Genomic DNA, 23692 nt, shown 5'->3' on the forward strand with positions numbered 1-23692 from the left:
CGGCCCCACCACGCCATGTCCACGCTTTATCTGCTCCGTCACGGCCAGGCCTCATTCGGCGAGGCGGACTACGATCAGCTCTCCTGGCTCGGCGAATTGCAGGCCGCCGAGGCGGGCCGCTTTCTCGCGGCGCGCGTCGGTGCGTTCGATCGCATCGTCGCCGGGCCGAGCCGGCGTCATGCGCAAACCGCACGCGGCGCGCTCGCCGCGTTCGAAGCGGCCCCGAAACTGGAGATCGAGCCGGCGCTCGATGAATTCGCGCATGGCCACACGCTGCTCGACGCGGCGCATGCGCGGTGCCTGAGCGGCGGCCTCCATTGGCCACAAACCAGCGCCGCGCAAATGCGGCTTTACGGCGCGGAGATTCGCCGCTGGGCGCTCGAAGGCGAGGCCTTGCCGGGCGTGCCGACGCTCGACGAATTCAGCTGCCGCGCAGTCGCATGGTTTGCGCAACTCGCGGCGCAATCACCGCGCGGGCAGCGCGTGCTGGCCGTGACCTCCGCGGGTGTGATCGCGGTGCTGATGTGCGCGGCGCTGCACCTGCCCGCCGGGCGCATGATCGATTTCGTCGAGTCGATCGGCAATGCCTCGGTCACGTCGCTGGCCTTCAGCGGCACACGGCGCGGTCTTGTCAGCTTCAATGTTGCAACAGCGTCGGATACCGCATGGAGCAGCCGGATCTAGCCATCCCATTCACAGGAAGATCACGATGAATTTCGACTTTACGCAAGAGCAGACGCTGCTGCGCGACGCATTGCAGTCTTTTCTGCAGGACCACTACACGTTCGAGGCGCGCCGCCGCGCGGTCCTCTCCGAAGCGGGCTGGCGCCGCGACGTCTGGCAAACGCTCGGGCGCGATCTCGGCGTGCTCGGCGTGGCGTTGCCGGAGCGCGTGGGCGGCTTCGGCGGCGGCGCGGTCGAGACGATGATCGTGATGGAAGAACTGGGCTCCGTGCTGTTCGTCGAGCCGTTCCTCGAAACCTGCGTGATGGCCGCGGGCGCGCTTGCGCGCTCGGGCGGTCCTGCTGCCGACGCGGCGCTCGAACGCATCGCGGCGGGCGAGGCGGTCTACGCCTGCGGCTGGGATGAAGCCGGGGCAGGCCGAGCGCTTGCGCACATCCATACGCGCGCGCGTCGCAACGCGCACGGCGGCTGGCGGCTCGACGGCGCGAAGCAGGTCGTCATGGCCGCGCCGTGGGCCACACAATTGCTCATCGCGGCGCGCACGTCGGGCGGGCGCGGCGACGCGGCCGGCCTCTCGCTGTTCCTCGTGGACAAGAACGCCTCGGGCGTTGCGACGCACGACTACGCGACCATCGACGGGCGCTGGGCGTCGGATCTCGTGTTCGAGGGCGTCGATCTCCCCGTCGATGCGCTGCTGGGCGAGGAGGGCGCCGCGCTCGCCGTGCTCGAAGCGGTGCGCGACGCGGCCATCGCGGCGGTCTGCGCCGAGGCCGTGGGTGTGCTCAAGAAACTGCATGGCGACACGCTCGACTACACGCGCCAGCGCAAGCAGTTCGGCCAGCCGATCGCGAGCTTCCAGGCGTTGCAGCACCGCATGGTCGACATGTATCTGCAAGTGGAACTCGCCAATTCGGCGATGTACCTCGCGGCGCTCTCGCTCGACAAGCCCGTGGCCGAGCGCCAGCGCGCGACCTCCGCCGCGAAGGTGACGATGGCGAAGGCGTGCCGCTTCGTCGGGCAGAACGCCGTGCAACTGCACGGCGCGATGGGGATGACCGACGAGCTTGCGCTCGGCCATTACTTCAAGCGCGCCACCGTGCTCGAAAACGAGTTCGGCGGCGCCGATCATCATCTCGCGCGTCATGCGCGCCTGACGGCGGCAGCCGCGCTCGCCTGAGCACATTCATTCGCACAACAAAACGCCGTTTCGCGGAACCACGCGAAGCGGCGCGTTGCCTTTAGCGCGCGATCACCTCACGCTCATTCACAAAGAAGAGCGGAGAATTCACCACGTCGATGAAATTGCGCTCGTCGGCGACGAGACGGCGGCTGGCCGCCCGCCCTTCGCTCGTTTCTCCCACGGCGAGCATCGACTCCACATCGTCCCACCAGAGTTCGGCGATGCCGTCGTAGGGCGTGGCCTCGATGCCGCGCGTCGCCGCAATGCCAACGAAGCGCGCATCGACCAGTGCATGCGACTGCACGTAGCGGCGCATACGCATCGCCTCGGCGACCTCGCGCACGAGCGGACCGTGGACGTCGTACCAGTAGTCGCGAAACGCCTTCGGTGTGAGTTGCGGAAGGCGGCGCAGACAGAAGGTCAGTTTGATCATCGTGTCCTCAGGGAGGGGTTAATCGAGCGCGCTGATGCGCACGATCAGCTTGCCGTCGTGATTGCCGGTGAACAGGCGCTGAAGCGCATCGGGTGCGGCCTCAAGTCCTTCGACGATGTGGTCCTTCCACTGCATGCGGCCTTCGCCGATCCAGCGCGAAAGATCCGCCGTGGCGTCCTTCGCGCGCGCGAGGTGATCGATGACGACGAACCCGCGGATCGTAAGGCGATTCATCAGCACGCGCCCGAAGTCGGTGGGCCCCGCGAGCGGCCCTTCATCGTTGTAGCCCGAGATGAGGCCGCAAACGGCCATGCGGCCGCCGCGGTTCAGGCGCTCGAACACGGCGTTCATGATCGGGCCGCCCACGTTCTCGAAGCTCACGTCCACGCCGTCCGGGCAGAGCCGGGCGAGCGCGGCGGGCACGTCCTCGCGCTTGTAGTCGATGGCGCCGTCAAAGCCGAGCCGATCGACGAGCCACGCGCATTTCGCGGGACCGCCCGCAATCCCGATCACGCGGCAGCCCTTGATCTTCGCGATCTGTCCGGCAACAGAGCCGACGGCGCCGGCCGCCGCGGAGACCACGACGGTCTCGCCAGGCTGGGGCTGGCCGATGTCGAGCATGCCCGCGTAGGCGGTGAGGCCGGTGAGCCCGAGCACGGAGAGATACGCGCTCAATGGCAGGCCCGGCGCGGGCCTGAGCACGCGGCACGATGCGGCGCGCTCGACCGAATAGCGCTGCCACGCGCCGAGTGGCGGCATGACGAGATCGCCTGGTGAAAAGCGCGTTGAGCGGCTCGATTCGACCACGCCGATCACGGTGCCGCGCATCGCCTGGCCGAGGCCCACGGGCGGCAAATATTGATCGCGCTCGCTCATCCAGAGACGGTTGGTCGGGTCGATCGAGAGATACAGATTGCGCACGAGGATTTCGTCGTCGCGCAGTGCCGGCAACGGCGCTTCAACGAGTTCGAGATCGTCAGCCTGCACGCTCGACTCGGGGCGGCGGCGCAGGACCCATTGCTGGTTGGTTTGGCCTGTCATGGCGGGTTTTCCGGAAAGAGATGTGCTCTGCGAGCACGCGGCGAAGCAGGATGGAGGGCGGGCAGGCTTCGCCCGCCGGAAATCGTCAGTGCAGATCCAGGGCCACCTTGGCGAGGATGTTGCGTTGAATCTCGTTGGAGCCCGCGTAGATCGACCCCGCGCGATCGTTCAGATAGCGCAGCGGCGCCGCGACGGCCGCGAGCGGCCCCGCAGGCGCGCCGCTCGCGTGCGGCAGCGTGACCGGACCGCCTGGGCGCACGGCCTGCGGCTGGTACGCGCGGCCATAAGGCCCCGCCGCTTCGAGCCACAGCTCCGTGATGTGCTGATGCAGCTCGGTACCGAGTATCTTCATGACCGAAGCGCTCGCCCCCGGCGATCCGCCCGCCGAGATCGCCGACATCGTGCGCAGCTCATAGACCTCGAGCGTTTCCACGCGCACGCTCGCCGCCGCGAGCTTCGCCGCGAATTCGGGGCAATCGATCAGGCGCGCCGTGCCCTCGCCGGGCGCGGTCTGCGCGAACGCGCGCAGACGCTCGAGCATCAGATGGAACTCGGGCGTATAGGCCACGCCGCCGCGCTCGAATTCGAGCAGGTACTTTGCCACGGTCCAGCCGTCGCCAATCTGGCCGATGACGTTGCCCTTCGGCACGCGCACGTTGTCGAAGAAGACCTGGTTCTGAATGTGCTCGCCCGAGGACATCACGATGGGTTGTACGCTCACGCCGGGCGTTGCCATGTCGATCAGCAGGAAGGTAATGCCGCGCTGCGGCTTGCTCTCGCGCGAGGTGCGCACGAGGCAGAAGATCCAGTTCGCGACGTTCGCGTGCGTGGCCCAGATTTTCGAGCCGTTGCAGACGAGGTCGCCGCCGTCCTCCACGGCGCTCATCTGCAGCGAGGCGAGGTCCGAGCCCGACTGCGGCTCCGAGTAGCCCTGGCACCAGAAGTGCTCGCCGCTCAGCATGCGCGGCAGGAAAAAGTCCTTTTGGTCCGGTGTGCCGAACTCGATCAGCGCGGGCGCGCACATCTGGATACCCATGGGCGAGAGCGGCGGCGCGCCTGCCGCGATACGCTCGCGCGAAAAGATATAGCGCTGCGCCGCGCTCCAGCCGCAGCCGCCGTATTCGACCGGCCACGCCGGCGCGGCCCAGCCCTTCGCCGCGAGAATGCGCTGCCATTTCATCGACGCCTCGTGGTCGGCGTACACGCTCGTCATGAGGCGTCCCGCTTCGCGCAGATCTGCGGTCAGATGCTCTTTCAGGAACGCGCGCACCTCGTCGCGAAAGGCGAGGTCGGCGTCACTCCATTGCAGGTCCATGCGTGTCTCCTTGGGGGCGGCGCACGCGCCGCTCATTGTGAACGCCATTGCGGCGCACGCTTTTGCGCGAAGGCGAGCGGCCCTTCGCGCACGTCGTCGGACTTGAAGAGCGCGCGCACGGCAGGCAGACGGTTTTGCTGGCGCGACGCCTCTTCAATCGACGCGCTCGCCAGGCCGTGGCGCACCACCTCCATCGAGGCGCGCACCGACATCGGGCTGCACGCGATGATTTCGGCGGCCCAGCGCTTCGCGGCTTCGAGCGCGGCGCCAGGCGCCGTGGTCTCGTTCACGAAGCCGAGCGCGAGACCTTCCGCGGCGGTGACGCGGCGGCCTGTGAGGATCAACCCCATGGCCTGCTTCAGGCCGATCTGGCGCGGCAGCCGCAACAGTCCCCCCGCGAGCGCGGCGAGGCCGACCTTCGGCTCCGGCAGCGCGAACGTGGCGTTCTCCGCCGCGATGATCAGATCGCAGGCGAGCGCGATCTCGAAGCCGCCACCCATCGCCACGCCGTTGACGGCCGCGATCACGGGCTTGTTCAGATCGAAGCGCGAGGTGAGGCCCGCGAAGCCCGTGAGTGGCGGCTCGATACTCTCGCCGCGCGCCATGGCCTGGGCCGTGAACTTGAGGTCGTTGCCGGAGCAGAACGCGCGCTCGCCCGCGCCAGTGAGAATCGCCACCCATTGCTGCGGGTCGCGCGCGAAGTCGTCGAAGACTTCGGCCAGTTCGGCGTTCGCGGCCGGCGTCAACGCGTTCATCGAATCGGGACGGTTGATCGTCACGATCGTGACGTGGCCTTCACGTTCGACCGTGCAGTAGCGCAGCGGTCGCGCCGAACGCTCGCGCGCGGTTTCGCCTGCTTCCCAGACGGGGTGGCCGAAGGTGTCGGTGCGCACGTGGCCCGGCTCGCCCACGGCGCTGCGCTCTATCGAGAGCAGCAGCGCTAGGGAGAGTTCGTCATCGGCAGCGACTTTTGCCATCAGGCGTTCGTCGCGCGGCGTGCGCAGCACGACGATACCGTGCAGCGGACGCCCGTCGCGGCCGTACAGCACCGTGTAGGTTTCGATGCGCGCGGGGCCTTCATAACCGTCGATCAACGCAGGCACAACCGCGCGCGCGGCCTCGGCCTGCGCCTGCACCGAATACGACGGCGCGAGAGGCTGGGGGGCGGGCCGCGCGCTCACAACGAGCGCGTGATGCTTGTTGACATAGCCGCCCTGGCCGTAGAGCAGGCCGGGCTGCTCGGGCGCGGCGCGCAGCGCACGCACCATCGCGCACACTGCGTGGCTCATGTAGTTGTTCAGCGGGCCGCCGAAGAACGTGAGGCCGCCCGCCACGCTCGGCGCGTGCGCCGCGGCGTCGAGTCCGAGCGTGCGCAGCGCCATTTTCGGCACCACGGGAAAGCAGCTATACAGCTCGATCGGGCCGAAGCGGTGCGCGTCGCCGCCCACGAGTTCGACCGCGCCGCGCAGCACGGCGGCCTGCGCGGTGCTGTGATCGTAGGCGTCGCGCTGCAAGTAGTCGGCCGGTTCGTTCGCGGCCGCGCCGCCCCAGATATAGACGATGCGGTCTTCCGGCACACCGGCCTTGCGGGCTTGCGCGAGGCTTGTGACGATCACGGCGGCCGACTGGTTCACCTGCGGGTTGGCCACCATCAGCTTCGGGTAGGGCCAGTTGATCATGCGGTTCGTGTCATCGACCGTCGCGATCGTTGCGGCGTCAGGCGCCTTGCGCAGCCATGCCGAGGGATTGTCGGCGGCGACGGCTGCGTAGCGCGCCCACAGTTTCGCCGACTCGGCCTGCGCCTGCGCGGGTGTTTGGCCCCATGCGGCCTGCGTCGCCATTTCGTAGAGCGGATAAACCTGCGCGGGGTCCGTCACGCCAAGGCGCTTCGCAATCGGGCTGAGCGCGAAGTCGCCGGTCGGGAACGCGACGGCCGTTTCGCGCGGCGCGAGCGGCGTCCAGGGCAGCGCTGCCTTGTCCTTGCGCGCGCGGGCACGCGCATTCATCGCTTCGCCGCCGGCCACCGCCGCCGCGCGAATCTCGCCGCGCGCGACGCGCAACGCGGCGTCATGAATGGCGCGGATCGGCGTTTCCCCGCCCATCGGGCCGTTGATGCCGCAAGCGGTGTCGATCCCGAGGCGTTCGCAGAGCGCGCGCGCGGGGTCATCGTAGCGCCAGGTGATGAAGGCGATGAGGTGCAGCGAGTCGAGCTTGTCGAGCCAGCCGCCGCCTGCGTCGCGGTCTGCGGCGCGCAAGGCTTCGGCGATCGACTCGAGCGGTTCGCGCGCGTCGGCGGGCTGCGCGGGCCGGTCGACGAATTCGCCGACGCCGACGATGACAGGTGTGCTCTCAGGCGCGGTCGCTGATGTGGTCCTGGTCGTGTTCATGCGCTCCTCCATTCCGTCAGGCCGTCGAGCGCTTCGACGCGTGCGCCTTCTGCCAGCAGCGGGTTGATTTCGAGTGAAACCAGATCGGGGCCGAGCGCGAGCGCGGCCTCGCCGATCGCGACGATCGCGCGCGCGAGCGCCTCGCGGTCGGCCCCCGGCGCGCCGCGAAAGCCGTCGAGCAGCTTCGCGCCGCGCAGCTCGGCGAGCATGTCGAGCACATCCTGCTCGCTGACCGGCAAGAGGCGCAGGCTCGTGTCCTTGAGCGCCTCGACCCAGATGCCGCCGAGACCCACGGCGACAGCCGGGCCCCATTGCGGATCGTTCATCGTGCCGACGAAAAGCTCGACGCCGCCCCGGCGCATCGGCGCGACGACGATCCCTTCGATGCGTGCATCGGGCGCGGCAGCGCGCACGCGGGCGAGCATGGTGTCGAACGCTTCGCGTACGGCGGCTTCGCCCAGCAGGTTGAGCGCCACGCCGCCCACCTCAGTCTTGTGCGCGATGTCGGGCGAGGCGATCTTGAGCACGACGCTCGCGTCGAGCCCAGCGGCGATCGACACGGCTTCATCCGCCGTGCGCGCGAGCCGCATGGGAATGACGGGCACGCCCGCCGAGTCGAGGTAGTCGAGCACTTCGCGCTCGCCGTTGGGGCGCCCGGCGATACCTGGCGCCGCTTTTGCGCCGGCAACCGCCGTGCGCCGCCGCCATGCATGATGCGCGGCCAGATGCCCGAGCGCGCTCACGCAATGCCGCACGCCGCCGCCCGAATAGACCACGCCGGCCGCGTCGGTCATATCGCGCGCCTCGCCGTTCACGGCGCTGAACGTGTGGCTCATCATCAGGCAGGGCTTGCCCGCCGCTTTGAAACCTTCGCCGATATGGCGGATGAAATTGCGCGCGAAGCCGCGTGCGTCGTCCTTGAGCGGGGCGTCGAACACGAAGCCGAGTGCGCCCACCGAGGTGTCGCTGGCGAGCGCGGCGAGCGCCGTTGGAATCAGGTCGGGCTGCAGCATCGCGGCGCCCGTGATGTCGAGCGGATTGGCCGGTGTCGCAAAGGGCGGCAGCGCTTCGCGCAAACGTGCGAGCGTCGCCCCCGCGAGCGGCGCGATCTCGATGCCTTCGGCGTCCGCCTGGTCGGTCATGATCTCGCACATGCCGCCTGACATCGCCGTGAGCGCGAGACCCTCCGCTTCGACGGGGCCGAGCCGCGCGAACAGGTCGGCGGTGACGATCAGCTCTTCGAGCGAATGCACGCGCGAAAGGCCCAGCTTGCGGCACAGGGCGTCGAACACGCGGTCGTCGCCGACGAGCGAGCCGGTATGGGCCTGGGCCGCGCGCGCGGTCGCCTCACTGGTGCCAACCTTGAGCAGCACGACCGGCTTGCCGGCGGCCGTTGCCGCCCGCACGGCGGCGGCAAAGCGCGCTGGATCGCGCACCGATTCAAGAAAGAGCGCGATGGCGCGCGGCTCGGGCTGCCGCGCGAGATAGTCGATGGCGTCGGCAATCGTGATATCGGCCTCGTTGCCGGTCGAGATCATGTGCGTGACGCCCACGCGCTGCTGGTAGGCGAACTGCTCGAGCTGGCTCGCAATGGCGCCGCTTTGCGACACGATCGCCACGCGCGCGTCTGGCATGGGCCGGCGCAGCGGCGTGGTCCAGATCGGCGCGCCTGCGGCGAAGTTCGCGAAGCCAAGGCAGTTCGGCCCAAGAATGCGGATGCCCGCGGACCTCGCGGCCGCGGCCACGTCGCGCTGGCGCTCGGCGCCTGCCTCGCCGAGTTCGGCGAAACCGGCCGAGAGAATCACGGCGCCGCCCACGCCCGCGGCCTGGAGATCGGCGAACACTTCGATCATCTTCGCCTCGGGCACCATCAGCAGCGCGGCGTCGATGGGCTCGCCGACGGCCGCGCAGCTCGTGGCAGCCGGCGCGCCGAAGATCGTGCCGCCCTTGGGGTTGACGTAGTGAACCGGCCCCTTGAAATCAAATCGTCGTAGATTATCGTTTGCGGCGACTGACCAGATCGAGCGTTCGGTTGCGCCCACGAGTGCGATGGAGCGGGGATTGAACAGGCGATCGATCGCCTGGCGTTGGGCGGGGCTTTCGGGAGCGGCGGACAAAGACGTGTCTCCTTTGATTTGGCGGGCTTAGTGCGTATGTTTAGCCCAGTCTGGCGGTCCGGTCGGGCCGTGAGGGACGTCGATCGCCCCGCGCGGCCCGCGGCGTAAACAACCGCGTCACGTCCCGGTGCGATGCCGGAGAGATGCGGGTAAAACCGCGTCTTCTGGTTCGTGACTTTAGCCTAATGATATTAGATAATTAAAACGCTGTGCAATCCCGCACACGCCAACAGGCGAGGAGACAACAATGAGTTTCGGCGTGGACTACACGATGACGATCGGCGGCGTGCCGGTCAGTTCGCCGCGCAAGATTGATGTGATCAATCCGGCCACGGAGCAGGTTTTCGCGTCGGTGCCCGACGCCACGGCAGAGGACCTCGATCGCGCGGTCGAGGCGGCGCAGCGCGCGCTGCCGGGCTGGCGCGCGACGCCGCACGCTGAGCGCGCACAAGCGCTGCGCCGCGCGGCGGAACTGCTCGAAGCCCATGCCGACGAGCTGGCGGAACTGTTCACGAAGGAGCAGGGCCGTCCGTTCGAAGGTGCGAAGCAGGAGATTCTCGGCGCCTCGTTCTGGTTCAGGCTGACCGCGAAGATGACCGTGCCGGTGGAGATCGTCGAGGACACACCCGCACGCCGCGTCGAGGTGCATCACGAGCCGCTCGGCGTGGTCTGCGCGATCGTGCCGTGGAATTTCCCGGTGTTGCTGGCGGCGTGGAAGATCGCGCCCGCGCTGCTCACGGGCAATACGATGGTGCTCAAGCCTTCGCCGTTCACGCCGCTGTGCACGCTGCGCCTCGGCGAACTGCTGCGCGAGGCGCTGCCGGCAGGCGTGCTCAACGTGGTCTCGGGCGGCGACGCGCTCGGCCCGATGATGACGAGCCACGCGGGCTTCGCGAAGATCTCGTTCACGGGCTCGACCGCGACGGGCAAACGGGTGATGGCCTCGGCCGCGCAGGACCTCAAGCGCATCACGCTCGAGCTGGGCGGCAACGATGCCGCGATCGTGTTCGGCGACGTGGACGTGGCGCAGGTCGCGGAGCAGATTTTCTTCGGCGCGTTCCACAACACGGCCCAGGTTTGCGTGGCGACCAAGCGGCTCTTCATTCACGACTCGATCTACGACGCCATGCGCGAGCGCCTGCACGCGCTCGCGAAGCAGCTCAAGGTGGGCGACGGCGCGGACCCGGCGAGCGTGTTCGGCCCGCTGCAGAACGCGCCGCAATACCGGCGCGTGCGAGCCATGATCGACGAGGCGAAGGCCGAAGGTCTCACGCTGCTCGAAGGCGGCGCGGTGCCGGATCGCGGCTACTTCATTCCGCTCACGCTCGTGGACAACCCGCCCGATACGGCGCGCGTTGTCGTTGAGGAAGCGTTCGGACCGGTGCTTCCGCTGCTGCGCTTCAGCGACGTGGACGAGGTGGTCGCGCGCGCGAACGACACTGAGTACGGCCTGGCAGGCGCGGTCTGGAGCAAGAACGTGGACCTCGCGGTGGAGGTGGCGAAGCGGCTCGATACCGGCACTGTCTGGATCAACCAGAATCTTCAGTCAACGCCGATGATCCCGCTCGCCGGCCATAAGCAGTCGGGCTTCGGCGTCGAAAACGGCCTTGCGGGTCTGCTCGAATACACCCAGCCCAAGTCGATCTTCATTCCCAAGGCGGCTTGAGCCCCGCGGCCTGACCGACTAAGCAGGAGCCGCCTGCCCGCAAGCCGGGCAGGCGGCTTTTTGCGTCTTGCCGCCGCGAGCCGCCGCGAGCCGCGCGCGGGCGATCAAATCGTCAGTTTCGACGATGCGCGACGCGGCCGACTCAACGACACTTTCCCACAACGGTCATACCCGTCCTGTGCATTTCGGGCAGTGTCGCCGTTCGGTTCGCGCGATGACGCACAGCGGTTGCGTAGCGCACACGCCAAAGCATTTCGTAGTTCGAATCAAGAGAAAGCGGGAATCATCCCGACGCCGCGTCAATGACGCCGATAAAAGACAGCCCTGCGCACAAGACGAGGGGCAGCATAATCAGGAGACAGGTATGCAGTTTCGTGGAGAGTTTGCATCAGGCAGGCGAGCGACCGCGGTATCGATTGCGGTGCTGTCGTTGTTTTCCTGGGCGGGCGCGGCAAACGCGTTCCAGTTCGATACCAATCCCGACTGGGAAATTCACTGGGACAACACGATTGCCTACAACCTCGGCATGCGTGCGCAGGGCATCAACCCGGGCATCGGCAACAACCCGCTGCTGAGCGAATCGGAATACAAGTTCGCGCACGCGGGCGATATCGTCACCAATCGCGTTTCGGACCTGACCGAGTTCGATGCGGTATTCCGCAATGATTTCGGATTCCGCATCAGTGCTTCGCTGTGGAAGGACTTCGCCTATGGCGGCGGCGTCAGGAACAATCCCGGCGAGGCCGCACCGGGCATCCCGTACACGGCGCTCAATTCGTATGCGAACAACCAGTTCAGCAGCTACACGCGGCGCTATTACATGCAGGGCGCCGAACTGCTCGACGCCTTCGTCTTCAAGAATTTCAACCTTGCCGGTCAGCCGGGCTCGATCAAGGTCGGGCGTCTGACGCAGTACTGGGGCAACGCGCTCATCTTTGGTTCGCAGGGCATCAACTACGGCCAAAACGCGTCGGACGGCATCCAGGGCGCGGCCACGCCTGGCACCCAGGCCAAGCAGCTCGCCATTCCGCGCGCCCAGATCCTGTTCGAAACGCAGCTCAATCCGACCATGTCGGTGGCGGCCCAGTACTTCTTCGAATACATGCCGAGCCGCTTCCCGGAAGGCGGCACTTATCTCGGCACGAACGGTTTCGTGTTCAACGGCCCGAACCTGCTCGAAGGCAGCATTCCGCGCGGCAACGACGTCATGCCGAACAATGGCTTTCATAACGATTTCGGCCTGAAGTACACGTGGTCGCCGAACTGGCTTTCCGGCGGCACGATGGGCTTCTACTACCGCAACCTCACCGAAACGAACCCGTGGGTGCTCCTTGGCGTCAATCCCACGACGGGCGCGACCAACTATCACCTGGCCTACGCCTCGAACGTGCACCTGTACGGCTTCAGCCTCGACAAGCAGATCGGCGACTACAGCACGGGGCTCGAAATCTCGTACCGCCAGAATACGGCGCTCAACAGCGGGCTCGGGCCGCTGCCTTCGGATCTGAGCGGGCAGGAAGGCGCGCGCGGCGACACGATCAACATCATCGCCAACGTGGTCGCGGGTCTCACGCGCTCTCCGCTGTGGCAAACCGGCACGGCCATGGCTGAAGTCGCCTTCACTCAGAAGACTGCCACCACGCGCAATGCGGCGCTCTACAACGGCGTTGGCAACACCGCCGAGTGCACGACGGGCAACAAGTGGAGTGGCTGTTCGACGAATAACTCGGTGGGCGTTGCCGTGAGCTTCGATCCGCAGTGGCTGCAGGTGTGGCCGGGCGTCGATCTGGACATGCCGCTTTTCGTCGAATACGGCGTATGGGGCAATACGCCCAGCACGAACGGCACATTCCAGGGAGAACTGATCTACACAGCGGGCATTCACGCGCTCATTCAGCAGAAGTACAACGTCACGCTGCAATACAACGGCTATCACGCCCACACCAGTGGCGGGATGACCAGTTTCGCCCCCGGCGGCCCGCAGTACTACGCCGGCGGCAACGGTCCTTACTTTTACAACGACAAGGGTTGGATTTCCCTGACCGTGTCGGCTCAGTTCTAAACGGAGACATAGCATGCGCGTTCTTCAAAGCGTTGTAGCGGGCCTCGGGCTCACGCTTGCCTGCGGTGTGGCGACCGCAGCGGTATCGCAGCAGGAAGCGGACGAGCTCGGCAAATCGCTGACCCCCTGGGGCGCGGAGGTGGCCGGTAACGCCGACAAGACCATTCCGGCCTACACCGGTGGATTGCCAGCCTCGACCGATCCGGCCGGGTGGAAGAAGGGCTCCGGCCGATGGGACGTCGGTCCGTTCGATCAGGAGAAGCCGCTGTTCTCGGTCACGGCGGCGAACTACGAGACCTATTCGAATCGCCTCACGCCGGGCACGGTCGCGATGCTCAAGAAGTATCCGGAGTTTCGCGTCGACGTGTACCCCACGCACCGCAGCGTCGCGTACGACAATTCGTGGCTCTCGCACTGCAAGAGCAACGCCGAAAGCGCCAAGCTCGGCGCGTCGGGCGACGCAGTGCAGGGCGCCTATTCGTGCGTGCCGTTCCCGATCCCGAAGACGGGCACCGAAGTCATGTGGAACGCCGCGCTGCATAACACGTTTGGTGTGAGCTCGGCGCTCTCGCTCTCGTTCTGGCTCGTCGACGCGGACAGCAACGTCACCGATATCGGCCACGTGGCGCTCAACTACGCCTATCCGTACCGCGATCCGGCCAAGGCGCAGGCAACCGACTACTACACCTATGAGCTTGCGCGCTGGCTCGGGCCGTCGTCGCAGGTCGGCACGAAGATCCTCACGGTGTTCCCGATGGACTGGGTCAAGAACCAGCAGCTCTCGTGGGTCTACACGCCGGGCACGCGCCGCACGCGGCTCGCGCCGGAGTTCTCGTACGACACGCCGATCGCCGCTAACGGCGGCGCGCTCAACTACGACGAACCGTATGGATTTGCGGGCCAGCTCGATCGCTACAACTTCAAGCTGATCGGCAAGAAGGAAGTCTATGTCCCGTACAACGCGGGCCGCATGATGTTCGCAACGCAGGACAAGATGCTCGCCAAGCGCGTATTCAACCCCGATGTCTCGCGCTGGGAACTGCATCGCATGTGGGTCGTGGACGCCACGCTCAAGGACGGCAAGCGCCATTCGCAGCCGCACCGCACGTTCTACGTGGATGAAGACACCTGGGCGATCACGGCCGTCGACGGGTTCGATCAGAGCAGCAACCTCGTGCGGGTGCAGTACGACCCGATCTTCCCGGTCTGGGACGCGAGCACTTCGGCGCAAGGCGTGCTGATCTACGACTTGAGCAAGGGCACGCTGTACATCAACAGCATGTCGCGCCCGAGCGACTACGTGAAGTCCTCGGACGCGCTCGGCGACATGAACCAGTTCACGCCTTCCGCTCTGACCTCGAGCGGCGTGCGTTAAGCCGCGAACGATGGACCGATGAATCGCGGCAGTGAGCGGAGCAGGCACGATGGGCGACGCGCCCGCTCACCGCCGCGCGCCAGGGCGCTATCCAATGGAATACAGAATGCGTATCGCTTTGATTCATGCACTGGTGAGCATCGCGGCGCTCGGTGTCGCAGTGGCCGCTCCCGCTGCGACGCCCACCGCGTTCAACGACCCGCTCGCCACGGCCGCCGTGGCAGTCGCCGGGCCGGCGCTGTTGCAGCAGCCCGTCATCGCGCTCGCGCGCGTCGGTGTGGGCAAGGAGGTTCGCCTTGTCGGCGCCGGGCTGCGCGGGCTCATCCTGATCTCCGACGACGGCGGTGCCGCATGGCATCAGGCGCGGGTGCCGGTGCAGTCCGATCTCGTCGCGCTCTATTTCACGCCATCCGGGCAGGGCTGGGCCGTGGGCCATGACGGCGTGATCCTGCACAGCGCCGACCGCGGCGACACGTGGACGATGCAGTTCGACGGCCGTGCCGCGCAGCGCACGCTGCTGCCGTATTACCAGGCGCGCATCGAGAAGGGCGAGAAGCAACTCGCGCCGTTTGCCGAGCAGGTGGCGCTCAACACGAAAGACGGCCCCACGCTGCCGTTTCTCGCGGTGTACTTCGAGAACGATCGCGTGGGCTATGCGCTGGGCTCGTTCGGCATGCTCGTGGCGACCGAAGACGGCGGCAAGACATGGCGCCCGTGGCTCGACCACATCGACAATCCGAACTTTCTCAATCTCAACGACATTCGCGAGATCGCCGGCGATCTCTATATCGCGGGCGAGCAGGGCGGCGTATACCGCCTCGATCGCGCCGCGCAGCGCTTCGTCGCGATTTCGCCGCCGTACAAGGGTAGTTTCTTTCGCATTGTCGGCAACGAGCGGCTCCTGCTCGCAGTGGGCCTGAACGGCACCGCGTATCGCAGCGCCGATCGCGGCGCGACCTGGCGTCCCGTCGAAACCGGCGCGAAATCGAGCCTGACGTCGGCGGCGTTTTCGGCGGACGGCAAGACGCTGCTGCTCACGGCCGAAGGCGGCCAGCTGATCTACAGCGTCGACGACGCACAGACGTTTCACGCGCTGCGCGCAGCGCGGCCGATGCTGTTTGCCGATGTCGTGGCCGACGGCGGCAACGACGACTTCGTGCTGGCCGGCTATCAGGGTATTGGCCGCCAGCGCATAACGCGCGACTCGCATGACCCGAAGTGAGGTATTGATGAACGCCCCCGAACAATACAAGGCGGTGCCCGTCGAGCAGGAGATGCCCGAATTCGACACGGGCTCGGGCAACGTGGTCGAGCGACTGATCTTCAACCACCGCCGCCTGATCCTGCTGCTGTGCGCCATCGTGACGCTCGTGCTTGGCGCGCAGGCGCTCAGGACCGAGATCAACGCGAGCTTCGAGCAGATGCTCCCGCAGTCGCAGAGCTATATCCGCAATTACCTCGCGAACCGCCTGTCGCTCGCGAGCCTCGGCAATTCGATTCGCATCGACGTGGAGAACGTCAACGGCGATATCTACGATCCCGCCTATCTGCGCGTGCTCGAACGCGTTCACGACGCGACCTATCTGATGCCGGGCGTAGACCGTCCGTTCATGAAGTCGCTGTGGGCGCCGGGCGTGCGCTGGACCGAGTTCACCGAGCAGGGTTTCAAGGGCGGCCCCGTGATGCCCGACGACTTCGACGGTTCGCCCGCCAAGCGCGAGCGGCTGCGACAGAACGTGCAGCGCGCCGGGCTCGTGGGCAGCCTCGTGTCGAACGACGAGCGCTCCAGCTCCGTGTTCGTGCCGCTCCTTGACAAGGACCCGCAAACGCGCCAGCCGCTCGACTACGCACAGATCGCGCGCTACCTCGACGAGAAGATCCGCGCCAACCAGAGCGCGACAGTGCGCATTCATGTCGTGGGTTTCGCGCAGGTCGTGGGCGACCTCATCAACGGCATGACGCAGGTGATGATGTACTTCGGCGTCGCGGCGCTGATGGTCGGCGTGGTGATCTTCTGGTACACGCGCTGCCTGCGCAGCACGCTGCTCGTTCTCGCCTGCTCGATGATCGCCGTGGTCTGGCAACTGGGGCTCGTGCGCATGCTGGGCTTTGCGATCGATCCGTATTCGGTGCTCGTGCCGTTCCTCGTATTCGCGATCGGCGTGTCGCACGGCGCGCAGAAGATGAACGGCATCATGCGCGACATTGGCGCGGGCACCGACAAGTACGTGGCCGCGCGCCACACGTTCCGGCGTTTGTTCCTCGCCGGTTTCACGGCGCTCGTGGCCGACGCGGTGAGCTTCGCGGTGCTCGTCGTGATCGACATTCCCGTCATTCGCCATCTGGCGTTGACGGCGAGCCTCGGCGTTGCGGTGCTCGTGTTCACGAACCTCGTGCTGTTCCCGGTGCTGCTCTCGTACACGGGGGTGAGCCCGCGCGCCGTGCGCCGCGCGATGCGCGCGAGCGCGGCCGAAGGCTCGCGCGACGGCCTCGCGAAGCTCGCGTACTTCACGCGCCGCCGCTATGCGGCCGCCGCGCTCGTCATTGCGGCCTGTTTCGGCGCGGGCGCCTGGCTCGTGAGCCTGAATCTCAAGATTGGCGACCTCGATGCGGGCGCCCCCGAGTTCCGCGCCGATTCCACCTATAACCGCGACAGCGCGTTCTTCGCGAAGCACTATGGTCTTTCCGGCGACCAGTTCGTGGTGATCGTGAAGACGCCCGCGGGCCTGGGCGGCACCTATGCCGCGCTGATCGAGCAGGACCGCCTGGCGCAGAACCTGCGCGCGCTGCCCTTCGTGCAGAAAGTGTCGACGGCCTCGGAGATGGTGCGCTTCGGCACGGCCGGTAACTTCGAAGGCTCGCCGAAGTGGCTCACGATCAACCGCGACCAGTCGGTGCTCACCCAGGCCGTCAACGCGGTGTCGGACTCCAACCCCGAACTCATCAACAAGGACTGGACCGTCACGCCCGTGATCGCCTACCTCACCGATCACAAGGCGGAAACGCTCGCGCAGATCGTCGATGCCGTCGAGCGCTTCGCGGCCGCGCACGACTCGTCGCAGATCCAGTTCCTGCTCGCGGCGGGCTCGGCGGGCATCGAAGCGGCGACCAACATCACTGTCGAAAAGGCCAATCGCGAGATGCTGCTGCTCGTCTACGCCTCGGTGATCGCACTGTGCTTCATCACGTTCCGCAACTGGCGCGCCGTGATCGTTGCGATCATCCCGCTTGCGCTCACCTCGATCATGTGCGAGGCGCTCATGGTGGTGCTCGGCATCGGCGTGAAGGTCGCCACGCTGCCCGTGATCGCGCTTGGCGTGGGCATCGGTGTCGACTACGCGCTCTATCTGCTGAGCGTGCAGTTGTCGTGGCAGCGCGCGGGCCTGCCGCTCGAAGAGGCCTACGCGCGCGCCATCGGCTTCACGGGACGCGTGGTTGCGCTCGTGGGCGTCACACTCGCGGCGGGCGTGATCACGTGGGCGTGGTCGCCCATCAAGTTCCAGGCCGACATGGGCATCCTGCTGACTTTCATGTTCCTCTGGAACATGCTCGGCGCGCTGGTCCTGATTCCCGCGCTCTCGCACTTCCTGCTGCGCGCGGTGCCCGCACGCCGTGCGGTCAATCTCGCGCATGTCTGATAAGGAATACGAATGAGTGGAAAACAACACGCTTTGACAGCCGACTATGTGATCGTGGGCGGCGGCAGCGCAGGCTGCGTGGTGGCGAGCCGCCTGAGCGAAGATCCCTCGGTACGCGTGATCCTGATCGAGGCGGGCGGGGAGGCCGATTCGTTTCTCGTGCGCATGCCCGCAGGCATGTCGCGGCTGATCGGCAACGCGCGCTATGACTGGAAATATCCGAGCGAGGACGACCCGTCGATCGCTGGCCGCCGCTTCATCTGGTCGGGCGGCAAGCTGCTCGGCGGCGGCAGCTCGATCAACGGGCAGGTCTACATTCGCGGCTCGCGCGCCGACTTCGATCATTGGGCGGCCATGGGCTGCGCGGGCTGGAGCTTCGACGAATGCCTGCCATATTTCCGCCGCGCCGAAGACTACGCGGGCGGCGCGAGCGAGTTTCATGGCAGCGGCGGCCCGCTTGCGGTTTCGCATCAGCGCGATCCGCATCCGCTTTCGCAGGCGTTCCTGAGCGCGTGTGCGGCACAAGGCCTGCCCACGCTCGACGACTATTGCGGCGGCAACCAGTCCGGCGCGTTCATGTCGCTCGCGACGCAGCGCGACGGCTATCGCTGCTCGACGGCGCACGGCTATCTGGCCTCTGCGCGCAGCCGCGCGAACCTGACCGTGCTGACCAACGGCGTGGCCGAACGTGTGGTGTTCGAGGGCAAGCGAGCGGTCGGCGTCGAGCTTGTGCGCGAGCGCGAGCGTCTGCGCGTTACGGCGCGGCGCGAAGTGATCGTGAGCGCAGGGGCGATGGGCTCGCCTGCGTTGCTGATGCGCTCGGGCGTGGGGCCCGCGGCGCAATTGCGGCGCTTCGGCATTCAGGTCGTGGCCGAGCGCGCCGAGGTGGGCCAGAACCTTCAGGAGCACGTGGCCGTGGGCCTGAACAAGTTCGTCAATGTGCCGACCTACAACAGCCAGATGGCGCCGTGGCAGATCGCGGGGCACTTCGCGAATTATCTGCTGCGCAAGCGCGGCCCGATGGCCACGCCCGCCGTGCAGGCGATGGCCTGCGCGAAAACGCGTCCCGATCTCGACGAACCCGACGTGCAACTGCATTTCCTGCCGCTCAGCTACGACATCACGCCCGACGTGCAATGCGCGGCGCTAGCGGAGATGACGCGCCAGCCGACCGCGATGGTCACCGCCAACGTGTGCCATCCGTTCAGCCGCGGCGCCGTGCGCCTGCAGGGCTCTGGCGCGGACGTGCTGCCGCTCGTCTCGCACCAGTTGCTCGGCGATGCGCGCGACGTGGACACGCTAGTCGGCGCGTGCAAACTCGTCGAGCGCCTGTTCGACGCGCCGCCGCTGCGCCGCTTCGTGCGCGGCGAGCGCACGCCCGCGCCGTTACCCGCCACGGACGCTGGCTGGGCGCAGTTCGTGCGCGAGCATGCGAACGTCTGCTATCACCCGGTCGGCACCTGCCGCATGGGCAGCGACGATGAAGCGGTGCTCGACCCCACGCTCGCCGTGCGCGGCGTGAGCGGCCTGCGCGTGGTGGACGCCTCCGTCATGCCGCGCCTGTTGAGCGCCAACACCAATGCAGCGGCCGTGATGATCGGCGAGCGCGGCAGCGACTTCATTCGCGGCCGCACGCTCGCACGCGCCGCCACCCTGGAGGTTCAATGAACGACCGCTATCCGCACCTGGCGCATTCCTCGCCGCCCGGCATCGCGGCTTCGCTCGAAGCGCGCCTTGCGCACATGCGCGAGGCGTTTCTCACCGCGCAACCCGTCTCGCTCGAAGTACGCCGCGACCGGCTGCGCCGCGCGATTGCGATGACGCTCGCGCACGCGGAGCGCATCGTTGCCGCTTCGCAGCTCGACTTTCCGAACCGCGCGCCGGAACTGGCGCGCCTGAACGAAGTGTTCATGCCGCTCGACGCGCTGCGCCGCGCCGAGCGCTCGGTCGCGCGCTGGATGAAGCCCGAGCGGCGCCGCGCGCCCGCTCCGTTCTCGCTGTTCGGCGCGCGCGCGGCCATCGAGTATCAGCCGCTCGGCGTAGTGGGCGTGATCTCGCCCTGGAACGGCGCGATCACCTTGCTGCTGTTGCCGCTCGCCACGATACTCGCCGCCGGCAACCGCGCGTTCCTGCGTCCGAGCGACCAGACGCCGCATTGCGCCGCCGCTATCGACGCGGCCGTGCGCGAGTATTTCGATCCCGACGAGGTGACGGTCGCACTGGGCGGCGCGGACGTGTCCGCCGAATTCTCGAAGCTGCCGTTCGACCATCTGCTCTTCACGGGCAGCACGCCGGTGGGCCGCGTGGTGGCCGAGGCCGCGGGCCGCAACCTCACGCCCGTCACGCTCGAGCTGGGCGGCAAGTGCCCCGTCTACATCATGCCGGATGCGGATACCGGGGAAGCGGGCAAGCGGCTCGCCTTCGGCAAGCTCATCAACGCGGGGCAGGGCTGCCTGTGCCCCGATACGGTCTATGCCGCGCCCGCCGTGGCCGAGAAGGTGCTGACCGCGATGGATGCCGAAGTGCGCCGCCAGTCGCCGGGCGGCATTGGCTCGCCCGAGGTCTGCGGCGTCTTTGGTGCGCGTCAGTACGAGCGCCTCAAGGCGATCGTCGCCGACGCGCGCGCGCAAGGCGCGCAGATCCGCACACTCGGCGTGGACATGGGCGCGCATGCGACGCTCGACGAGCAGCACAAGATGGCCCCCGTCGTCATCATCGACCCGCCCGAAACGGCGCGCGCGAGCCGCGAGGAACTGTTCGGGCCCGTCATGGTGCTGCACACGCGCGACGATCTCGACACCGTGCTCGCCCGGCAGCGCCTTCGCGACAAACCGCTCGGCCTCTATGTGTTCTCGCGCAGCGGCGCGGACGTGCGTCACGTGCTCGAACGCAGCTTCTCGGGCGGCGTGACGATCAACGACACGATCATGCATCTGAGCGTGCCCGACCTGCCGTTCGGCGGTGTGGGGCATAGCGGCACGGGCGCCTACGGCTTCGGCATAGAAGGGTTCCGGCGCTTCAGCCACGCGCGCGCCGTGTACCGCCGCGCGGGGCCTTACAGCCTCGTGCGGGCCATGCATCCACCCTTTGGGCGTCTTTACGACTTTGCCGTGCTGCGCGCGTTGCGGCGCCTCTCGCGTCAGTACGCGAAGGTGGCGCCGCGCCATCCGGCCTGATGTGGGCCACGCCCACGCATTGCATCGACAACATGAAGGAGGCGGTCATGCTGCCAGAAAGAAAACAGGACATCGAAGTTAGCGAAGCCATCTCCACGCGGCTCATCCAGCACTTGCGCGACGACACGACCGATCTGGCCGAGAGCGATCTGTTCGTGCCGTCGTCGCACTTCACCTGCCCGCAGCGGCTCGAGCAGGAAATCGCGCTGATGAAAACGCTGCCGCTCGTGGTCGCTCATGGCTCCGAGCTGGCGAATCCCGGTGACTTCATCACGCGCGACGTACTTGGCATGTCGCTCCTCATCGTGCGCAAGAGCGACGGCACGGCGCAGGTTTATCTGAACATGTGCCGCCATCGCGGCGGCCGCGTGGAGGCGAGCGAGTCGGGCAACAAGCGTGTGTTCATGTGCCAGTACCACGGCTGGTCGTACGAGCGCGACGGCGGGCAGTTGCGCAATGTTCCCTATGAGGCGTCGTTCGAGACGATCGAGCGCGGCTGCAACAGCCTCATCGCGTACCCGACCCAGGAGCGTCATGGGCTCGTGTTCGCGATGCTCTCGCAAGGGCCCGCCGAGCCGATCGATTCGTATCTCGGGCCGGAAGTCGACGCGCAGATGGCGCCGTGGCGCATGGACGATTCGGTGATCTGCATCGAAAAGACCTACACGCTCGACATCAACTGGAAGCTCGTGATGGACGGCGCGAGCGACATCATCCACCCGCGCTTCCTGCATCCGGGCGGCGTGGGCAATCTGATCGAGTCGAACGTCGGCGTGTTTCGCGACTACGGGCGCCACGGCCAGCACTTCGGCGTGCGTTCCAAGCTCAAGACGCTCGTGAAGTCGAATGCCGAGGTGAGCGGTGGCTCGCGCTACATCGCCTCGAATCTCATCATCTATCCGAACGCGATGATGATCGCGGCGCCCGAGCATATCGAGTTCTGGACCGTGTGGCCCGTGCCCGGCAATCCGGCGCGCTCGACCGTGCATTTGCGCTTTCTCGTGCGCAAGGACATTCTCAGCCCGGAAATCGAGGCGCGCGTGCACAAGAGCTGGGCCGTGCTGGAAAACGCGGCCACGAAGGAAGACTGGCCGATGGAGTTGTGGATTCAGCAGAACGCCGCAGCCTGGCCCGACGGCACGTATCGCTATGGGCGCAGCGAACTCGCCTGCGCGCATCTGCACCGCCAGTTGCGGCGCGATCTGGACGGCGAGTCGGCATAACGCACCACGGAACGAAGGAGGTTCGATGTCTGGATACAACTTTCTCGAGGGCGTGCGCGTTGTCGAGGTCGCGCAACTGGGGCCGTCGAGCCTCGGCGGCTATCTGGCCGACATGGGCGCCGATGTCATCAAGGTCGAGGGACGCGACGGCGACCCGGTGCGGTACAGCGGCACGCCCGCCATCGGCGCGCCCGACGGTCCGGGCCTGCTGCATCTGCGCTGGAATCGCGGTAAGCGCAGCCTTGGGCTGAATCTGAAGAGCGAGGAGGGCGCGGCGCTCTTTCGCAAGCTCGTCGCGAAGGCCGACATCGTCATCGAGGGCATGCGCGCCGGCGTGCTCGATCGTCTTGGGCTTGGGTTCGAGGCGCTGCGCGCAGTGAATCCACGCATCGTGTTCTGCTCGATCTCAGGCCTTGGCAGCACAGGGCCTTACTCGACACTCGGTTCGCACGGACCATCGTTCGATGCGTTTGGCGGCCTCACGTCGCTGAATCCTTATGGACTCTCACCCGAGGAGCGCAAGGCGACCGACTGGGCGCCGATCGGCATGCATGCAATGGGCCTGAACGCCGCGCTCGGCACACTCGCCGCGCTCAACCGCGCGCAGCGCACTGGCGAGGGCGCCTACGTCGAAGTCACCGGCGCGGAGTCGGCGGCGCACTGGCTGCCCGACGGCATCAACAGCGTGCTCAACGCGCCCCTGGTTTTCGCGCGCCCAGGATTCCTGAATAGCCGCGAGAAGATGGCGGGCTGGCCCCGTCTGTTCGCCTACGCGACGCGGGACGGCAAAAAGGTCTTTTTTCAGGGGCTTTCCCCGAAATTCTGGACGCGCTTTTGCGACGTGCTCGACCGCCCGGATCTCGCCGCGCTCTATGAGCAAACGCCGGATACCGGCGAGGCCGACGAGCGCGCGCACGTCGAACTGCTCAAACTGTTCGCTTCGCGCGACTTCGACGACTGGATGACGCTCTTCAGGGAGCACGACATTCCGGGCGGACCGGCCAACTCGCCGCAAACGCTGGCGCATGACCCGCATTTCCTCGCGCGGGAGAACATCTACGAAGTCGAGCAGCCGGGTGTCGGCAAGCTGCGGCTGGGCACCACTGCGGTGAAGACGCCGGGGCAAGCGTTCGCGCCCGCTGCCGCGCCTGCGCAATGGCAGCATTCGACGGAAATCCTCGGGGATCTGCTCGGCCTCGACACGCACGAAGTCGAGCGCCTGCGCGCGGCCGAAGCGGTCTACACGAGCGAGCGCTGCGAGCGTTAGTGCCCGGCGCGACGCGCGCCGCAACATCGTCGAATGCGACGATGACCGGCGCGCGGCGATGCGAGAACATGACGTATCGGCGGTGCCTGTGCGAAAGCGCAAACCTGCGGGAACGCGAAATGGCCGCC

The 23692-nt window shown here is 67.0% G+C and carries 16 protein-coding genes; 11 read left to right on the forward strand and 5 right to left on the reverse strand.

All coding sequences use genetic code 11. From position 1 onward, the window contains the following. Positions 1-15 precede the first annotated feature (15 nt). Both U5A58_RS05020 and U5A58_RS05025 read left to right on the forward strand, forming a co-directional pair. Positions 16-684: a histidine phosphatase family protein gene (locus U5A58_RS05020; RefSeq protein ID WP_321960532.1), complete on the forward strand. Its 669-nt coding sequence runs from the start codon at positions 16-18 to the stop codon at positions 682-684. A 25-nt stretch (positions 685-709) separates the two neighbouring features. Further along, entirely contained in the window at positions 710-1861 is a 1152-nt protein-coding gene (locus tag U5A58_RS05025) for an acyl-CoA dehydrogenase (RefSeq protein ID WP_321960533.1), read from the forward strand. 61 nt (positions 1862-1922) lie between these two features. Here U5A58_RS05025 and U5A58_RS05030 read toward each other — a convergent pair whose 3' ends face one another. The 5 genes from U5A58_RS05030 to U5A58_RS05050 form a co-directional block, all read right to left on the reverse strand. Next, positions 1923-2297: an EthD domain-containing protein gene (locus U5A58_RS05030; protein WP_321938194.1), complete on the reverse strand. Its 375-nt coding sequence runs from the start codon at positions 2295-2297 to the stop codon at positions 1923-1925. An 18-nt stretch (positions 2298-2315) separates the two neighbouring features. Next, a complete protein-coding gene (locus tag U5A58_RS05035; RefSeq protein WP_321960534.1) occupies positions 2316-3338 on the reverse strand; it encodes an NADP-dependent oxidoreductase in 1023 nt (340 codons plus the stop codon). 85 nt (positions 3339-3423) lie between these two features. Next, on the reverse strand, positions 3424-4653 hold the full coding sequence (locus tag U5A58_RS05040) for an acyl-CoA dehydrogenase family protein (RefSeq protein ID WP_321960535.1): 1230 nt from the start codon (positions 4651-4653) through the stop codon (positions 3424-3426). Positions 4654-4685: 32 nt separating this feature from the next. After that, positions 4686-7040: an enoyl-CoA hydratase-related protein gene (locus U5A58_RS05045; protein ID WP_321960536.1), complete on the reverse strand. Its 2355-nt coding sequence runs from the start codon at positions 7038-7040 to the stop codon at positions 4686-4688. After that, entirely contained in the window at positions 7037-9157 is a 2121-nt protein-coding gene (locus tag U5A58_RS05050) for an acetate--CoA ligase family protein (protein ID WP_321960537.1), read from the reverse strand. The genes U5A58_RS05045 and U5A58_RS05050 overlap by 4 nt, the downstream gene beginning before the upstream one ends. 247 nt (positions 9158-9404) lie before the next feature. Here U5A58_RS05050 and U5A58_RS05055 point away from each other — a divergent pair, with 247 nt between their 5' ends. The 9 genes from U5A58_RS05055 (at position 9405) to U5A58_RS05095 (ending at position 23564) form a co-directional block, all read left to right on the forward strand. Further along, positions 9405-10823 carry an aldehyde dehydrogenase family protein gene (locus U5A58_RS05055; protein WP_321960538.1) on the forward strand — a complete coding sequence of 473 codons (1419 nt, stop codon included), beginning with the start codon at positions 9405-9407 and terminating at the stop codon, positions 10821-10823. Positions 10824-11187: 364 nt separating this feature from the next. After that, a complete protein-coding gene (locus U5A58_RS05060) occupies positions 11188-12885 on the forward strand; it encodes a DUF1302 domain-containing protein (RefSeq protein ID WP_321938182.1) in 1698 nt (565 codons plus the stop codon). Between the two features lie 13 nt (positions 12886-12898). Next, positions 12899-14260, forward strand: coding sequence for a DUF1329 domain-containing protein (locus U5A58_RS05065; protein ID WP_321938181.1), 1362 nt, complete (start codon positions 12899-12901; stop codon positions 14258-14260). Positions 14261-14366: 106 nt separating this feature from the next. Next, positions 14367-15482 (forward strand): glycosyl hydrolase, encoded by a 1116-nt coding sequence (locus U5A58_RS05070; RefSeq protein WP_321960539.1) that lies wholly within the window; start codon positions 14367-14369, stop codon positions 15480-15482. 7 nt (positions 15483-15489) lie between these two features. Continuing rightward, positions 15490-17898: an efflux RND transporter permease subunit gene (locus tag U5A58_RS05075; protein ID WP_321938177.1), complete on the forward strand. Its 2409-nt coding sequence runs from the start codon at positions 15490-15492 to the stop codon at positions 17896-17898. A gap of 12 nt (positions 17899-17910) precedes the next feature. Then, positions 17911-19566 (forward strand): GMC family oxidoreductase, encoded by a 1656-nt coding sequence (locus U5A58_RS05080; protein WP_321960540.1) that lies wholly within the window; start codon positions 17911-17913, stop codon positions 19564-19566. After that, on the forward strand, positions 19563-21074 hold the full coding sequence (locus tag U5A58_RS05085) for an aldehyde dehydrogenase family protein (RefSeq protein ID WP_321960541.1): 1512 nt from the start codon (positions 19563-19565) through the stop codon (positions 21072-21074). Before U5A58_RS05080 ends, U5A58_RS05085 begins: the two co-directional genes overlap by 4 nt. A 47-nt stretch (positions 21075-21121) precedes the next feature. Then, on the forward strand, positions 21122-22297 hold the full coding sequence (locus U5A58_RS05090) for an aromatic ring-hydroxylating oxygenase subunit alpha (protein ID WP_321938171.1): 1176 nt from the start codon (positions 21122-21124) through the stop codon (positions 22295-22297). Between the two features lie 25 nt (positions 22298-22322). Continuing rightward, positions 22323-23564, forward strand: a complete 1242-nt coding sequence (locus U5A58_RS05095; protein WP_321960542.1) for a CoA transferase — start codon at positions 22323-22325, stop codon at positions 23562-23564. The last annotated feature ends 128 nt before the right edge of the window (positions 23565-23692 follow it).

The organism is Paraburkholderia sp. J7, assembly GCF_905220155.1.
Lineage (GTDB): Bacteria > Pseudomonadota > Gammaproteobacteria > Burkholderiales > Burkholderiaceae > Paraburkholderia.

Excerpts from the sequence above, each read along its gene's own strand:
- U5A58_RS05095 (WP_321960542.1), top strand. The coding sequence starts at position 22,323 with ATGTCTGGATACAACTTTCTCGAGGGCGTGCGCGTTGTCGAGGTCGCG.
- U5A58_RS05025 (WP_321960533.1), top strand. The coding sequence starts at position 710 with ATGAATTTCGACTTTACGCAAGAGCAGACGCTGCTGCGCGACGCATTG.
- U5A58_RS05030 (WP_321938194.1), bottom strand. The coding sequence starts at position 2,297 with ATGATCAAACTGACCTTCTGTCTGCGCCGCCTTCCGCAACTCACACCG.
- U5A58_RS05035 (WP_321960534.1), bottom strand. The coding sequence starts at position 3,338 with ATGACAGGCCAAACCAACCAGCAATGGGTCCTGCGCCGCCGCCCCGAG.
- U5A58_RS05075 (WP_321938177.1), top strand. The coding sequence starts at position 15,490 with ATGAACGCCCCCGAACAATACAAGGCGGTGCCCGTCGAGCAGGAGATG.
- U5A58_RS05065 (WP_321938181.1), top strand. The coding sequence starts at position 12,899 with ATGCGCGTTCTTCAAAGCGTTGTAGCGGGCCTCGGGCTCACGCTTGCC.
- U5A58_RS05085 (WP_321960541.1), top strand. The coding sequence starts at position 19,563 with ATGAACGACCGCTATCCGCACCTGGCGCATTCCTCGCCGCCCGGCATC.
- U5A58_RS05040 (WP_321960535.1), bottom strand. The coding sequence starts at position 4,653 with ATGGACCTGCAATGGAGTGACGCCGACCTCGCCTTTCGCGACGAGGTG.
- U5A58_RS05055 (WP_321960538.1), top strand. The coding sequence starts at position 9,405 with ATGAGTTTCGGCGTGGACTACACGATGACGATCGGCGGCGTGCCGGTC.
- U5A58_RS05090 (WP_321938171.1), top strand. The coding sequence starts at position 21,122 with ATGCTGCCAGAAAGAAAACAGGACATCGAAGTTAGCGAAGCCATCTCC.
- U5A58_RS05045 (WP_321960536.1), bottom strand. The coding sequence starts at position 7,040 with ATGAACACGACCAGGACCACATCAGCGACCGCGCCTGAGAGCACACCT.
- U5A58_RS05080 (WP_321960540.1), top strand. The coding sequence starts at position 17,911 with ATGAGTGGAAAACAACACGCTTTGACAGCCGACTATGTGATCGTGGGC.
- U5A58_RS05060 (WP_321938182.1), top strand. The coding sequence starts at position 11,188 with ATGCAGTTTCGTGGAGAGTTTGCATCAGGCAGGCGAGCGACCGCGGTA.
- U5A58_RS05020 (WP_321960532.1), top strand. The coding sequence starts at position 16 with ATGTCCACGCTTTATCTGCTCCGTCACGGCCAGGCCTCATTCGGCGAG.
- U5A58_RS05070 (WP_321960539.1), top strand. The coding sequence starts at position 14,367 with ATGCGTATCGCTTTGATTCATGCACTGGTGAGCATCGCGGCGCTCGGT.